This window comes from Moritella viscosa (assembly GCF_900120065.1).
GTDB lineage: Bacteria > Pseudomonadota > Gammaproteobacteria > Enterobacterales > Moritellaceae > Moritella > Moritella viscosa.
Genome location: NZ_FPLG01000097.1, coordinates 36,162 through 51,873, shown reverse-complemented (window position 1 = coordinate 51,873; position 15,712 = coordinate 36,162). Strand labels below are relative to the sequence as shown.

The 15,712-nt window shown below is 40.5% G+C and carries 13 protein-coding genes; 8 read left to right on the top strand and 5 right to left on the bottom strand.

The genetic code is table 11. The annotated features are described in order from the left end of the window. Positions 1 to 141: 141 nt before the first annotated feature. The 5 genes from gmk to recG all read left to right on the top strand — a co-directional run bounded on the left by gmk (position 142) and on the right by recG (position 6,559). Positions 142 to 768: a guanylate kinase gene (gmk, locus tag BT797_RS14385; RefSeq protein WP_045108602.1), complete on the top strand. Its 627-nt coding sequence runs from the start codon at positions 142 to 144 to the stop codon at positions 766 to 768. A gap of 59 nt (positions 769 to 827) precedes the next feature. Beyond that, positions 828 to 1,103, top strand: a complete 276-nt coding sequence (gene rpoZ, locus BT797_RS14380) for a DNA-directed RNA polymerase subunit omega (protein WP_045108601.1) — start codon at positions 828 to 830, stop codon at positions 1,101 to 1,103. 257 nt (positions 1,104 to 1,360) lie between these two features. Beyond that, entirely contained in the window at positions 1,361 to 3,481 is a 2,121-nt protein-coding gene (spoT, locus tag BT797_RS14375; protein WP_075472564.1) for a bifunctional GTP diphosphokinase/guanosine-3',5'-bis pyrophosphate 3'-pyrophosphohydrolase, read from the top strand. 192 nt (positions 3,482 to 3,673) lie between these two features. Next, entirely contained in the window at positions 3,674 to 4,360 is a 687-nt protein-coding gene (trmH, locus tag BT797_RS14370; RefSeq protein ID WP_045108599.1) for a tRNA (guanosine(18)-2'-O)-methyltransferase TrmH, read from the top strand. A 126-nt stretch (positions 4,361 to 4,486) separates the two neighbouring features. After that, positions 4,487 to 6,559, top strand: coding sequence for an ATP-dependent DNA helicase RecG (gene recG / locus BT797_RS14365; RefSeq protein WP_045112348.1), 2,073 nt, complete (start codon positions 4,487 to 4,489; stop codon positions 6,557 to 6,559). Between the two features lie 26 nt (positions 6,560 to 6,585). On the opposite strand, the gene BT797_RS14360 is transcribed toward recG, so the two are convergent. The 5 genes from BT797_RS14360 to typA all read right to left on the bottom strand — a co-directional run bounded on the left by BT797_RS14360 (position 6,586) and on the right by typA (position 11,983). After that, positions 6,586 to 7,485, bottom strand: a complete 900-nt coding sequence (locus tag BT797_RS14360; protein WP_045108598.1) for a bifunctional GNAT family N-acetyltransferase/hotdog fold thioesterase — start codon at positions 7,483 to 7,485, stop codon at positions 6,586 to 6,588. A 36-nt stretch (positions 7,486 to 7,521) separates the two neighbouring features. Next, complete coding sequence (gene dtd, locus BT797_RS14355; RefSeq protein WP_045108597.1) at positions 7,522 to 7,959, bottom strand: D-aminoacyl-tRNA deacylase; 438 nt, start codon at positions 7,957 to 7,959, stop codon at positions 7,522 to 7,524. Between the two features lie 61 nt (positions 7,960 to 8,020). Next, positions 8,021 to 8,995: a prolyl aminopeptidase gene (gene pip, locus BT797_RS14350; RefSeq protein ID WP_075472562.1), complete on the bottom strand. Its 975-nt coding sequence runs from the start codon at positions 8,993 to 8,995 to the stop codon at positions 8,021 to 8,023. A gap of 106 nt (positions 8,996 to 9,101) precedes the next feature. After that, a complete protein-coding gene (locus BT797_RS14345; RefSeq protein WP_045108595.1) occupies positions 9,102 to 10,058 on the bottom strand; it encodes a virulence factor BrkB family protein in 957 nt (318 codons plus the stop codon). 107 nt (positions 10,059 to 10,165) lie between these two features. Further along, entirely contained in the window at positions 10,166 to 11,983 is a 1,818-nt protein-coding gene (gene typA, locus BT797_RS14340) for a translational GTPase TypA (protein ID WP_045108594.1), read from the bottom strand. 520 nt (positions 11,984 to 12,503) lie between these two features. Between typA and glnA the strand changes: the two genes are divergently transcribed. The 3 genes from glnA (at position 12,504) to glnL (ending at position 15,711) form a co-directional block, all read left to right on the top strand. Next, entirely contained in the window at positions 12,504 to 13,913 is a 1,410-nt protein-coding gene (gene glnA, locus BT797_RS14335) for a glutamate--ammonia ligase (protein ID WP_045108593.1), read from the top strand. Positions 13,914 to 14,034: 121 nt separating this feature from the next. Beyond that, complete coding sequence (locus BT797_RS14330; RefSeq protein ID WP_075472560.1) at positions 14,035 to 14,556, top strand: DUF4124 domain-containing protein; 522 nt, start codon at positions 14,035 to 14,037, stop codon at positions 14,554 to 14,556. A 102-nt stretch (positions 14,557 to 14,658) separates the two neighbouring features. Next, entirely contained in the window at positions 14,659 to 15,711 is a 1,053-nt protein-coding gene (gene glnL, locus BT797_RS14325; protein ID WP_045108591.1) for a nitrogen regulation protein NR(II), read from the top strand. Position 15,712 lies beyond the last annotated feature (1 nt).

The following is a 15,712-nucleotide window of genomic DNA, read 5'->3' as shown; positions in this document are numbered from 1 at the left end:
CCACACACCCATTAAGTTGTTTTACTAACAGTTTCCAGTACTTTTTTGTGCGTTGTTACTGAGTAAAGCATGAAAGCAGTTTAATTTCCCCTTGTATTTATGCTATCTTGGGCCGCTTTTAAAGCTCATCAAAGGCTCACCATGGCACGTAAAGGCACTCTATTTATTGTATCCGCTCCAAGTGGAGCAGGAAAATCAAGTCTTATCAAAGCACTTCTAGATGCGAACCCAAGCAGCGATATGAAAGTGTCTGTATCTCACACGACTCGAGAAATTCGCCCTGGTGAAGTTGACGGCATCCATTACCATTACATTCCGGTCGCAGACTTCAAACAACAAATCGAAAACAATGAATTTTTTGAATGGGCTGAAGTATTCGGTAATTACTACGGCACATCGCGCGTAACGATTGAAAAAACACTTGCTCGCGGCATTGATATCTTCCTCGATATTGATTGGCAAGGTGCACGTCAAATCAAAGAACAAATTTCAGATGCGCGTGGTATTTTTATCCTGCCTCCAAGCCGTGAAGAATTAGAACGTCGTTTAAACAGTCGTGGACAAGACAGTGATGAAATTATTGCAAGTAGAATGGCTGAAGCAGAAGCTGAAATGTCACACTATAATGAATATGATTACCTCATTATTAATGATGATTTTGCGACTGCATTAGAAGATCTTCACGCGATTGTACGTGCCGAAAGACTCGGTTCAACAAAGCAAGCAGCAAAAAACAGCGTAATTATGAAAGATTTGCTGGTTAAGTAAGCAAAAATAAAGTATAGTTTCTCGTCATTTTTTAGACTTAATTCACTGGGAGTTCCTGCATGGCACGCGTAACCGTAGAAGATGCTGTACAACAGGTTGGTAACCGTTTCGACCTAATATTAATGGCGGCACGTCGCGCTCGTCAATTACAGATTCATGGTAAAGATCCTCTAGTAGCACCAGAGAATGATAAACCGACTGTAATCGCCCTTCGTGAAATTGAAGCGGGTCTAATTAGCAACGAATTAATGGATGCTGGCGACCGTCAAGAGCAGCAAGAGCACGAAGCACAGCAAATTGCAGCAGTAGCAGCAATCGCTGAAGGCCGTGGCTAATACCTAATCATCTTTTCCGATGATTTTATAAAAAAGGTGCATATTGCACCTTTTTTAATACCTATGATCTGCCCTAAAATAGCCTTTATGGGTATTTATATATGTTTAAACTAAAAATCCCCAAACTGCTGATTCTAGGTTGAGTTGGCATAAATATTACGAAGATGTAAATTTAAAGGTGCAATTAGTTCCACTTTTGATTATCTTGCTAATATTATCATCTTATTTATATCAATTTTTTAGTGACGAGGCAGTACTTGCATATATTCGCAAATTTAAAAGCAACGACATCAACCTACCTATCGGTTGAACAAGTCAAACTCATTGAACGTGCTTATTTAGTCGCGCGAGAAGCGCATCTGCCTCAAAAGAGAAGTACGGGTGAACCTTATATTATTCACCCTGTTGCCGTTGCTGAAATTCTTGCCGATATGCGTCTTGATCATAAAACAATTATGGCGGCACTGCTCCATGATGTGATTGAAGATACAGAAAAAACCCAAGAAGACCTCGCGTCGTTATTTGGTGACACAGTTGCTGAATTAGTGGAAGGTGTTTCTAAACTTGATAAGCTTAAATTCCGCGATCGCAAAGAAGCACAAGCAGAAAATTTCCGTAAAATGTTCATGGCGATGGTACAAGACATTCGCGTTATCTTAATCAAATTGGCCGATCGTACCCATAACATGCGAACCCTTGGTGCATTAAGACCTGACAAACGCCGTCGTATCGCCAGTGAAACCTTGGAAATTTTTGCGCCTATAGCTAACCGCCTTGGTATTCATAATATTAAAAATGAATTAGAGGAATTAGGGCTAGAAGCCATGTACCCGATGCGTTACCGAATTCTGACTGAATCGGTAAAATCAGCACGTGGTAATCGCAAAGAAGTGATGTCTAATATCCGTCAAGAAATTGAAGGTCGTTTAGTCGAAGCTGGCGTCCCAGCAAAAACAGATGGTCGTGAAAAACTCATCTTTAGTATTTACAACAAGATGAAGAAAAAACGCGTACAGTTTCATGAAGTTGTTGATATTTATGCATTTAGAATCATAGTTGACGATCTCGACACTTGCTATCGTGTACTGGGTCAAATGCACAGTTTATACAAACCAAAGATAACCCGCTTTAAAGATTATATTGCGATTCCAAAAACCAATGGTTATCAGTCTTTACATACCTCATTAGTGGGTCCACACGGGGTACCGCTTGAGATCCAAATCCGCACTAAAGATATGGACCTTATGGCTGACCGTGGTGTTGCTGCACATTGGTCATACAAACAAGGCGCAGACAAAATTAATACCAATGCACAATTACGTGCACAGAAGTGGATGCAAAGCCTACTCGAATTACAGCAAAGTGCTGGTTCGTCATTTGAATTTATTGAAAGTGTAAAAACAGATCTGTTCCCAGATGAAATTTATGTTTTCACACCAAAAGGAAGAATTATCGAGCTACCACGTGGTGCTACACCGGTAGACGTCGCTTATTCAATCCATACAGATGTTGGTCATACTTGTGTTGGTGCCCGTGTTAATCGCCAGCCACATGCGCTAAGCCAACCATTGAAAAATGGTCAAACCGTTGAAATTATTACCGCGCCAGGTGCGCGACCAAATGCCGCATGGCTAAACTTTATTGTGACAGGCAGAGCGCGCGCTCGTGTTCGTCAGCAATTAAAAAATATGCGTACCGAAGATTCAATTATCCTTGGTCGCCGTTTATTAAATCACGCATTAAATGGTGTTAAAGTTGATGACCTTGACGTCAAAAACTTAAACCAAGTACTCGAAGATACCAAGTGTGAAAACTTAGATGCCCTGCTTATCGAGATCGGTTTAGGTAACATGATGAGCATAGTGATTGCCCGCCGTCTACAAGGTCGAGTAGATGAACTAACAGATCTTTCACCACGCTCGGAAGAAGCTAAAATGCCAATTAAAGGCGCGGAAGGCATGCTCGTTAGTTTTGCTAACTGTTGTCATCCCATTCCAGGTGATCCAATTGTTGCCCATTTAAGCCCTGGCAAAGGTTTAGTTGTGCACATTGAAACCTGTCGTAATATTCACGGTTATCAAAATGAACCGGACCGCTATATCCCTGTGGAATGGGATGACAATATTGATCCAAGCAAAGAGTTTAAAACCGAGATCCGTATTCAAGTGGTTAATCATCAAGGCGTATTAGCAAAATTAACCAATACAGTGGCATCGACAGGCGCCAATATTCATAACATTGTTACCGATGAAAAAGATGCCCGAGTTTATAACGTTGATATTCTCATTACCGCCAAAAATCGTAAACATGTGGCCGATGTAATGAAGAAGATACGCACCCTGCAAGACGTACTAAAAATATCACGCAGTTATAACTAAGCATTCAATGAAGAATGTGAACGTATATATCACAACGTGCTAATTTGCTAATAACGAAGCAGTTATAAAGGACTGCTTCGTTATATAAACACTATTCAACGACCCAGACTCGCCTAAGCTAAGTTCCGATACTCGCATTAGCCCGTGATTTGGGTATAATACCTCGCCAATTAAATCTGATAGAGTAAGACCATGACCCCAGAACGTCTCGAACGCATTACTAAAATGCTCCAACATCGCCAACCAGATCTTACTGTTTGTATGGAATCTGTGCATAAACCACATAATCTTGCAGCCGTAGTAAGAACTTGCGATGCAGTTGGTGTCAACAATGTTCACGCGGTATGGTCAGTACGTCCAACAAAAGTGTCTGGCGGCACTGCAACAGGCAGCCAAAACTGGGTGAAAGTACACTCTCACGATAACATTGCTGCAGCAATCAAAGAATTAAAAGCCCAAGGCATGCAAGTGCTGGCAACTAACCTTTCTGATACTGCCGTTGATTTCCGTGAAATTGACTATACCAAACCAACTGCGATTTTAATGGGTCAAGAAAAGACTGGTATCAGTGCAGAAGCATTAGCACTTGCCGATCAAGATATCATCATCCCTATGGTTGGTATGGTGCAATCATTAAACGTATCAGTAGCAACTGCGACGATCTTATATGAAGCACAGCGTCAACGTGACAATGCAGGCATGTATCAAGGCGAAAGCAAACTATCCGCTGAAGAACAGCACAAAATCTACTTTGAAGGCGGCCACCCTATCTATGCAAAAGCATGTAAACGTAAAGGTTTGGCTTACCCAGAATTAGATGAAGAAGGTCAAATTGTTGCAGACAAATCGTGGTGGGATGCACTGCGTAGTTCAAACTAAGACAGCTTTAATTAAGCTTTGCATTTGATACCAAAATGCAAAGCTAGCGTAATCTATATCGTAGTAGCTTGAGTATAAATCTTCTGATAATATATGTGTATATGTACAGTGGATTCGAGAGTGATTATGCGACTAGATAAGATCCCGGTTATCGAATTAAAAGGTGTTGGGGCCAAAATGGCCGAAAAATTAGCAAAACTGAACTTAATCACGGTTCAGGATCTGCTTTTTCATCTGCCAAGCCGATATCAGGATCGTACGACCATCTATCCGATTCAAGATCTCTTACCCGGTCTACACGGTACTATCGAAGGCGAGATCGTCAGTTGCGATGTCACGTTCGGTAAACGCAAAATCATGTCTTGTAAAGTCAACGATGGCACAGGTATCATCACCTTGCTGTTTTTTCATTTTAATGCCGGACAAAAAAACAGTTTCAATGTAGGTAAAACCATCACTGCATTTGGCGAATTTCGCCGTGGTCGCTTTGGTTATGAAATTGTCCACCCTGAATATAAACTCGCTCATACTACCGGCTCAGAGATGAGTGAAGAAACGCTGACGCCAATATATCCTTCAACAGATGGCTTAAAGCAGCTAACCTTGCGTAACCTGACTGACCAAGCACTGCAGCACCTTACTCAGACGACATTGCAAGAGTTGCTACCAAAAGGCCTATATACCGGACAAATCGAGTTAAACCATGCCATTCAACTGTTACATCGACCAACACCCGATGTCTCGCTTGAATTACTGGAGCAGGGTCAACACCCAGCACAGCAACGCCTTATTATTGAAGAGCTACTGGCACAAAACATCAGCATGCTGCAATTACGCAAAAAAATGCAGCAACATCCAGCAGTTCAATTGCAACCCAGTAAAAAAATCACCGACAAATTTTTAGCTCAACTACCTTTTACCCCAACTAATGCTCAACAACGTGTTGTCGGTGAAATCCAACAGGACCTCCAGAAAGGCTATCCTATGATGCGTTTAGTGCAAGGTGACGTAGGGTCAGGAAAAACTCTAGTTGCAGCGCTAGCGGCGTTACAGGCAATAGGTAGTGGCTATCAGGTGGCATTGATGGCACCAACTGAGATATTAGCCGAGCAACATGCGCTTAATTTCAAAGGCTGGTTCAATCAACTGGGTATCAAAGTCGGTTGGTTATCCGGTAAACAAAAAGGTAAAGCCCGGGAAGCAGAGTTAGAATCCATTGCGAGTGGCGAAACGCAGATGATTGTCGGCACCCATGCCATTTTTCAAGACGCGGTCAAATTTTTAAATTTAACCTTAGTGATTATTGATGAGCAGCACCGCTTTGGTGTCGAGCAACGCCTTGCTCTACGTGAGAAAGGTGCGGTCAGTGGTTTATACCCGCACCAATTATTTATGACTGCAACCCCAATTCCACGAACCTTAGCCATGACCGCTTATGCTGATTTAAATACCTCGGTTATTGACGAATTACCGCCTGGACGTACTCCGATCACCACAGTGGTGATGCCAGATAGTAAACGAGAAAAAATCATCGAACGAGTGGAATTAGCCGTTAAGAATGAAGACCGTCAAGTCTATTGGGTATGTACTCTCATTGAAGAATCAGAGGTGTTAGAGGCCCAAGCAGCTGAAGATACCGCTAATGATTTACAGAAAAAATTACCCGATTTACGTATTGGTTTAGTACATGGCCGGATGAAAGCCATTGAAAAACAATACGTCATGGAAGCTTTTAAAAACAAACAATTGGATTTATTAGTCGCAACCACGGTTATTGAAGTCGGTGTTGATGTGCCTAATGCAAGTTTGATGATTATCGAAAACCCAGAACGTTTAGGCCTCGCACAATTACATCAGCTACGTGGTCGTGTCGGCCGTGGAAAAGTCGCCAGTCACTGCGTATTACTTTATCACGCACCGCTTTCCGATACTGGCAGTAAGCGTTTATCAGTATTACGAGAAACCACAGATGGGTTCAAAATTGCACAGCGAGACCTCGAGATCCGTGGCCCAGGCGAAATGCTCGGCAGTAAACAAACCGGTATTGCCGACTTGAAAGTCGCAGATTTAGTACGCGACCAACAACTTATCCCTTTGGTTCAAAATATTGCTCGCCACTTACTGCAACAGCATCCTAATAATGCCCATGCAATCACCCAACGTTGGATGGCAGACAAAGACATTTATTCTAACGCTTAATTTGCCATTTTATAAACGGTCAAACATTATGCACCGACAGGTATCACCACAAAGGTAGCACTAAAAACTGCAGCTAATTTAGGTCCACTGTAAACGTCAACATCAATATCTAACTTGGCGTTACGTCCTTCTAATAATTCCAGAAAACTGCCCTTCATCCTGTATTTATGTGCGACCGCAAAGGGCTCCAAATTAATGGGGCGTTTATAATGAATGTTACCTTTAGACAGTACGATATTTCCCAGTAAGCCCTGTTCTTTTAACATTAACCAGACTAATCCCCAGCCTGTTAGCGTCGCTTGGCTATAAATACTGCCAGCAAACATAGTATCGTGAACATTTACATTCGCATTTAATGGCGCCGCCGTTTCAAATCGCCAACCACTGTACTGACGAATATTAATGCCCATGTGTTGGCTAATCGGGATCTTAGTTGCCCATTCTTGTTGTAGTTCTGCACACCAATCTGGATGTCGTAAAATCTTATCCATGGCGTTCACTTCTTTAATCATCTGACGATGACGAACACCTTCACTAACTTGGCCACTGCCCACTAAAGAAAAACCGCATTTTTCATAAAATGGCACAGCTTCGACACGCGCATTCATGACAATCCGTTCACTACCAGCCTTGTAGGCTTCATCTTCTAAAGCCGAAATCAGTAAACTGCCTAAACCCTGCTTACGGTGACTAGGATCAACCGCCATATAGTGAATCTGAGATTCATCCGCACCCGCGGTATAAATCCGACCACAAGCAATGGGTGTGCCTGCATTATTCAAGATCATACGATGCTCGCTGTGCTCATCATAGATATCTTTTTCGCTACCACGCGGACGTTGTAATGGTGCTCTTAATAGCGACCAGCGTAAATGATAATAATCTTCTAACTCTTGTTCCGTTTCAGGTATATGCACGTGAAACATATTCTCTCCTTGTCTATTATCACTCATGGTTGCTGTCTACACTTGCAGCCAAAAAGTAACCGGTCCATCATTGACTAACGACACTTGCATATCTGCAGCAAAGCGCCCAGTCTCTGTCGTTATTTCTTTTTGATGACATTGACCAACAAAATATTCATATAAATGATTAGCATCAGCGGGAGCAGCAGCAGTAGAAAAGCTCGGCCTTGTACCAGAATTAGTGTCTGCCGCTAAGGTAAATTGCGATACCACTAACAGTTCGCCATTGACTTGTTGAACATTTAAATTCATTTTATCGTCTGTATCACTAAAAACACGATACGCTAATAATTTTTCACATAAACGCTTGGCTTTCGCCTCGGTATCACCTTTCTCGATGCCCAATAACACCACTAAGCCTTGGCCTATTTTACCAATAACTTCGTCTTCAACGGTTACATCTGCTTTGCGCACACGCTGGATCAATGCGATCATGCCATTCCTCAATAATCATTATTAAAATTTAATGTTATTGATAATACCGAAACTCCTGAAATTAATCACTTACAAACTCAAACGCAATAATCTCAGCCATGAGTTCTGTCGCTTTTCGTAACGCATCTATCATGCCTGGTTCACAATCAAAATGACCCGCATGAGGCACAATAAGCAGCTTAGCTAATGAGAGGTGCTGACATAATTCGTACGCAGGCCCCAACGGATTAGATATATCAAAGCGCCCATGCACCATAATTATCGGTAAATGTGATAATGAGTCTAGACACTTAAAAATATAATTGTCAGAAATAAAACAATTTTTCGAAAAATAATGACATTGTAGCGTCGACATACTTAACGCCACATCAGCATCAATCAGATCAACTTTACTGCGGAACTCAGGATGTGGATTACCAATTTGCGCTTGCCACTCTACCCAAGCTTTTGCCGCCGCCATTTTTTCTATTTCATTATCGCTGACTAATAACTGACTATATGCAGAGAGTAAGGCACCATAATCTCTTCCATTAGCACGGCTAACCAGTTGCTTAAAATGATCAGGAAATAACTGTGCGGCACCACCCGACGCTGAAAATTGCCACGTTAAATCCTGATTACGCGCTAAAAATAAGCTGTGTAGTATTAAGCCTTGTACCTTATCTCGATGGCTCAAGCTATACAACAGCGCTAACGTAGCCCCCCACCCTTCACCGAATAATACGCAACGGCGAATACCTAGCAACGTTAAGATAGCACTAATATCCTGCAATAAATCTTGGGTGGTATTGTCTTCAATACAGGCATACGGTTTAGAGCGCCCACAGCCACGTTGGTCAAACAAAATTATTCGGTATAGCTTAGGGTCGAATAAACGTCTATCATCTTCTAGAACCCCTTTACCGGGACCGTCATGCAGAAATAATAGTGGTATACCATTAGGATTCCCCACTTCCTCAATATAAATACTGTGTAGTGGACTTACAGATAAATAATGTTCAGCATAATGCTGGATGGCTGGGTACAGTCCAATCATAGCAATATCAACCTCTTATCCACAACAAAAGACACTAAAGGTTGATAGTTGAACCTAACATTAGCGCAGCAATGTTAACCCACTTGCAATATTAACTTTGCCTTACTTAGCCAGAACTGTCATCCATAGATAGATGTTTTTGCTGTTGATTTTGTGACTGTTTTTGCAATTTAACCTGTGCTTTTTTATGCTCATCAAATTCTGTTAATGACGCTGTAATTTCAGCCCCAAGTAGGACAATCAACCAGCATAGGTAAATCCAAACTAATAAGATAGGTATAGTTGCTAATGCGCCATAAATCACTTCATAAGAGGGAAATTGTACTAAATACCAAGTAAAAATCCGTTTGATACCTTCAAATAACAAAGCACTAATCGAGGCGCCAATAAATGCATAAAGTAACGGAACGTGACGATGAGGAATAACCACATACATCACAAATAAACCCAATGTACCCAGCAAGGCAGGCACCAGCTTTAACAGGCTAACAATCCCAGTCACTTCTGTCACATCAGAAACAAACGATAAGGATAATAAATAAGACGAAATACCTAAACTAATGGCAATAAATAATGGACCAAAAGTTAATATCAACCAATACACTGCAAATGATAAAAAGAAACTACGTTCAATTTTGCATCGCCAAATATGATTAATATGCTTATCAATGGTATTAATTAACAGCAATGCCACCATAAATAACGCACCAGAGCCAATGGAGGTCATTTTCCCTGTATTGGTAACAAAATCCTGTAGGTATTCTTGAATCGTCCCCGTAGCATGTGGCACTAAATTGGTATATAAAAATGCTTCAACACTTTGCTGCCAACTTTCAAAAATAGGAAAAGCCGACATCACAGAAAAAACGACAGTGATTAATGGGACGAGAGAAAGTAACGTTGTATACGCCAACGAACTGGCGTTAACCGTGATCCGGTCATCATTCACGCGTTGACCTAAATAGCGCAAAAATGCAAAGCAATTTGACAAGAACAACCACAACACGGTTTTAGTTTTTGCCAACAATAGCAGTAACGGATGTTGATAAGATGACTTAACCACAGGTTCCCTCTCTGGTAATTTTAAGGTAAAAAAAAGGTGATACCTAAGTATCACCTTTTTTTATAATAGCGCCAAGATTATTAAATAATAACCTTAATTAACTATTATTATTTAGCTGGACGGCTAGCACGTTTACGTTCGTTTTCTGAAAGAAGTTTCTTACGGATACGAATGCTTTTTGGTGTAACTTCTACTAATTCATCAATATCGATGAATTCAAGCGCTTGCTCAAGAGTCAAGATGATCGCTGGTGAAAGCGTTTGTGCTTCATCAGTACCAGAAGAACGTACGTTAGTAAGCTGCTTACCACGAATACAGTTAACTGTTAAATCGTTAGCACGGTTATGAATACCAACAATTTGACCTTCGTATACTTCTGTAGCGTGACCTAAGAACAGACGACCACGATCTTGTAAGAAGAATAAAGAGTAAGTAACAGCTTTACCAGTTTGGTTACAAATTAATACACCATTCTGACGTTGACCAATTGTACCGCCTTTATGTAGACCGTAATGATCGAAGCTATGGTATAGAAGACCAGAACCAGATGTCATTGTTAAGAATTCAGTTTGGAAACCGATTAAACCACGGCTTGGGATGATGAAGTCTAAACGAATACGACCTTTACCATCTGGAGTCATGTTAGTTAGTTCCGCTTTACGGATACCTAACTGTTCCATGATAGAACCTTGATGTTGCTCTTCACAATCAACAGTCAATGTTTCCATTGGTTCATGTAGCTTACCATCAATCATACGTTCGATAACTTCAGGACGAGATACTGCTAGCTCGAAACCTTCACGACGCATGTTTTCAATTAAGATACCTAAATGTAATTCACCACGACCTGATACTTTAAATTTATCTGGATCAGCAGTTTCTTCTACTTTAAGTGCAACGTTATGTACTAGCTCTTTGTTCAGACGGTCAAGGATGTTACGTGATGTAACAAATTTACCTTCTTTACCACAGAATGGTGAGTTATTTACTTGGAACGTCATTGTTACAGTTGGTTCATCAACTGATAACGGTGGAAGCGCTTCTACATTGTTCTGTGCACAGATAGTGTCAGAAATTTTAAGTTCGCCTAAACCAGTGATTGCAATAATATCGCCCGCTTGTGCAAGTTCAACATCATGACGCTCAAGACCTAAGTAACCTAATACTTGGCCAACTTTACCTTTACGCTCTTTACCGTCAGAACCAACAATAGTAACTTGTTGATTTACTTTAACAGAACCACGCGTTATACGACCAACACCGATCACGCCAACATATGCGTTGTGATCAAGTTGTGAGATTTGCATTTGGAAATCACCGTCACGATCGCCTTCTGGTGCAGCAACACCATCAACGATAGCTTGGAATAAAGGTTCCATGTTTTCTGTTGCTTCTTCTGATTCAGCGTTAGCCCAACCATTTAGAGCTGAAGCGTAAACAACTTTAAAGTCAAGCTGTTCATCAGTTGCGCCTAGGTTATCAAACAAATCAAAGATTTGATCCATTACCCATTCAGGACGAGCACCAGGCTTATCAATTTTATTGATAACAACAATTGGCTTAAGACCGTGTGCGAATGCTTTTTGTGTTACGAAACGCGTTTGTGGCATTGGGCCATCAACTGCATCAACGATTAAACAAACACTGTCTACCATAGACATAATACGTTCAACTTCACCACCGAAATCGGCGTGTCCTGGAGTATCTACGATGTTGATACGGTAATCTTTCCAAGTAATTGCAGTGTTTTTTGCAAGAATTGTAATACCACGTTCTTTTTCAAGATCGTTGGAATCCATTACACGTTCTTCATTACCACCACGTGTTTCTAACGTACCTGACTGTTCTAATAATTTGTCAACTAAAGTCGTTTTGCCGTGGTCAACGTGAGCGATAATCGCAATGTTGCGTAGTTTATCTAGCACTGTGATGCCTCTATATATTTTATATGGGTAAAAATTAGGCGGTATTGTAACCGCCCCGCTGTGATCTACCTAACAAAATTTTGGCGCAGAGTAAAATGATTGTAATTTATTTTATTTAAAAATCGAGCGATAGCCACTGAATGGGCTTTTAGCACACAAAATATAAATAAATATAAGCCGTATCACACCGTGAGTAATCTGTCTTACAGGTGATACATTTTATCAACTATATTTGAATACGATTTTACTGGTAATCCCTGAAAATAAACCATAATATCGAAGTTAGTAATAGTAAATGTATGCGTTTATTTACCGCTATAATCTTTGCACCAAAAAAGTGCAGCCAACGCACAGTGTTCGTGCAACAATAGGTTAAGGCAAGGAATAACGAGTACATTAAAACATTAAAATCAACAACTTAAATAGTTGGCACATATATGGCATTATTAAAATTATGATTGTTTACAGTCAGCCATTTTAAATGAAGCCATCATATTGATGACACCGGAGGTTATTTTTTATGTCAGCAGAAAGCGTATTAGCTCTAATTAAAGAACAAGACGTTAAATTTGTAGATTTACGTTTTACAGATACTAAAGGTAAAGAGCAGCACGTTTCTCTACCACATCATCAAGTTAATGCCGGCTTCTTTGAAGAAGGTAAAATGTTTGATGGTTCATCAATTGAAGGTTGGAAAGGCATCAACGAATCTGACATGATTTTAATGCCAGATCCGGCAACAGCCGTACTTGACCCGTTCACAGAAGCAACAACACTGAACCTTCGTTGTGACGTACTAGAGCCTGCAACAATGCAAGGTTATAGCCGTGACCCTCGTTCAGTAGCAAAACGTGCACTTGCATATTTACGCTCAACCGGTATCGCTGATGATGTATTCTTCGGTCCTGAACCAGAGTTTTTCCTATTTGATGATGTTAAGTACAAAACTGACATGTCAGGTAGCATGTACAAAATTGACGCTGAAGAAGCTTCTTGGAACTCTGATAAAGAGTACGAAGGCGGCAATATGGGTCACCGTCCAGGTGTTAAAGGTGGTTACTTCCCAGTATCACCAGTTGACTCTGCACAAGACATCCGTAGCGCAATGTGCTTAATAATGGAAGAAATGGGCTTAACAGTTGAAGCACATCACCATGAAGTAGCAACAGCCGGTCAAAACGAAATTGCAGCACTATATAACTCAATCGTTGAAAAAGCGGATGAAGTGCAAATCACTAAATACGTTATCCATAATGTTGCACACGCTTATGGCAAAACAGCAACATTCATGCCTAAGCCACTTGTAGGCGATAACGGTTCAGGTATGCATTGTCACCAATCACTACAGAAAAATGGCGAAAACATTTTTTCTGGTGACCTGTATGGCGGTCTATCTGAAACTGCACTTTATTACATCGGTGGTATCATCAAGCACGCAAAAGCAATTAACGCATTTGCTAACCCAGCAACTAACTCGTACAAACGTTTAGTTCCTGGTTTTGAAGCACCAGTAATGCTAGCTTACTCAGCGCGTAACCGTTCTGCATCAATCCGTATCCCAATCGTACCATCGCCAAAAGCGACACGTATTGAAGTACGTTTCCCAGATCCAGCAGCAAACCCATACTTAGCATTCTCTGCAATGTTAATGGCTGGTATTGACGGTATTAAAAACCGTATTCATCCTGGTGATGCAATGGATAAAGATTTATACGACCTTCCAGCAGAAGAAGCAGCAGAGATTCCACAAGTTGCCTCTTCACTACAAGAAGCACTATCAGCACTAGATACTGACCGTGACTTCTTAACTGTTGGTGATGTAATGGCTGACGATACTATCGATGCTTACATTGCAATAAAAGAAGAAGAAGTTGAAAGACTGAACATGACAACTCACCCAGTTGAGTTTGAAATGTACTACAGCGTATAATTTCTTATTAATTCAAATTAATATAAAAAACCCGCTACTTAGCGGGTTTTTTATTTGTTAAACAAATGTAATTAGGTGAAAATAACCATACAAATCAAGTAACCAAAGACAGGATGTCGCCATGAAACACGTAATATTATTCATATTAACAATCACAAGCTATGCCAGTGTTGCCGCTATTTATCAATGGACTGATAAACAAGGTATTACCCATTTTTCGGATGATGAAAGTAAACCCGCATCAGCCAAAGAAATTAATGTGAAGCTTACCCCCCCTTCCATTGATTCTCTTACTCAATCAATCACACCCAAAGCAAGCCATGCAAATACCACAGTAAATGATAAACCAGTCTCGCCAATTAGCATTCATATCAGTACACCACGCAATCAACAAACAATACGCAGTAATACTGGCGAAATCACAGTCTCAGCGACACTCAGTTCTACACTACAATACGGTTCAAATATTCGTTTATTAATTGATGGCATTACTCATAGTGAACAAATTAAGCACCAATTTAATGTCACAAATGTACCCATTGGTACGCATAAATTACAGTTACAAATAATTAACAACTTAGGCAAGGTAATTGCATCATCAGAGCTCATTACTGTTTATTTACATAGATTTAAGGCCAACTAAGCATTTCCGCTTTAATTTCACCACGCTGTACAGTAATATTTTAAAGTAAGCACCAAATTGGTGCGTTCAGTCACGGGATGTTTATCCTAATAAGGAAGTGCCATGATAATGATCCCAGAACCTCAGCAGTCATTACTGAATAACTTAGTTTCTTCAGTTTTCGTTCTCAATCATGATCTGTATATAAAATATCTCAATCCAGCAGGTGAACAACTATTAGGCTCCAGTGCCAGTCGTGTGCTTGATGTGAAGCTCACGGATATCATCGAACATACAACACTCGACCTTTCGTTACTGACAAGCATTATTAAAACAGGGCAAGGATTTACTGATAATGAAGTATCATTAGTCATTGATGATCGCCAACTATTAGTCGAAATTTCAGCAACATTAACGAATTTTAACTCGGAAATCTGTGTTCTAATTGAAGCAAGACAAATAGATTTACAAAAGAAAATTAGCCAAGAACTTTATCAACATGTACAGCAGCAAGCTGCGCAAGAATTAGTACGTGGCTTAGCCCATGAAATTAAAAACCCACTCGGGGGATTACGTGGCGCCGCACAACTGTTAGAGAAAGAGCTACCAACGCCGGAATTAAAAGAATTTACCGGTATTATCATCGAACAAGCCGATCGATTACGGACCCTAGTTGACCGTTTATTAGGGCCACAAAAGCCTGGTCAACAAACCATTTTAAATATTCATTCCGTCATTGAAAAAGTAAAACAATTAGTCGAGTTCGATTTACCGCCAGGCATTATCATCGAGCGAGATTATGATCCATCAATACCTGATTTTGAGATGGAACCAGACCTATTACAACAAGCACTACTTAATATCATTAGTAATGCCATTCAAATACTAAAAGAACATGGCATCATTAAAATTATTACGCGCACAGCACATCAAGTGAATATCCAAGGGCAGAAATATCGCTTATGTACTGAAATAAAAATCATTGATAACGGACCTGGTATTCCAGAGCATATTAAAGATACCTTGTTCTACCCAATGGTTACTGCTCGTGAAGGCGGCACCGGACTTGGCCTTTCTATTGCTCAAAACCTGATTAAGCAACACAAGGGTAAAATTGAGTGTCATAGCTGGCCAGGCCATACCGAATTTGCCATTTATCTGCCACTAAGAAAATAAA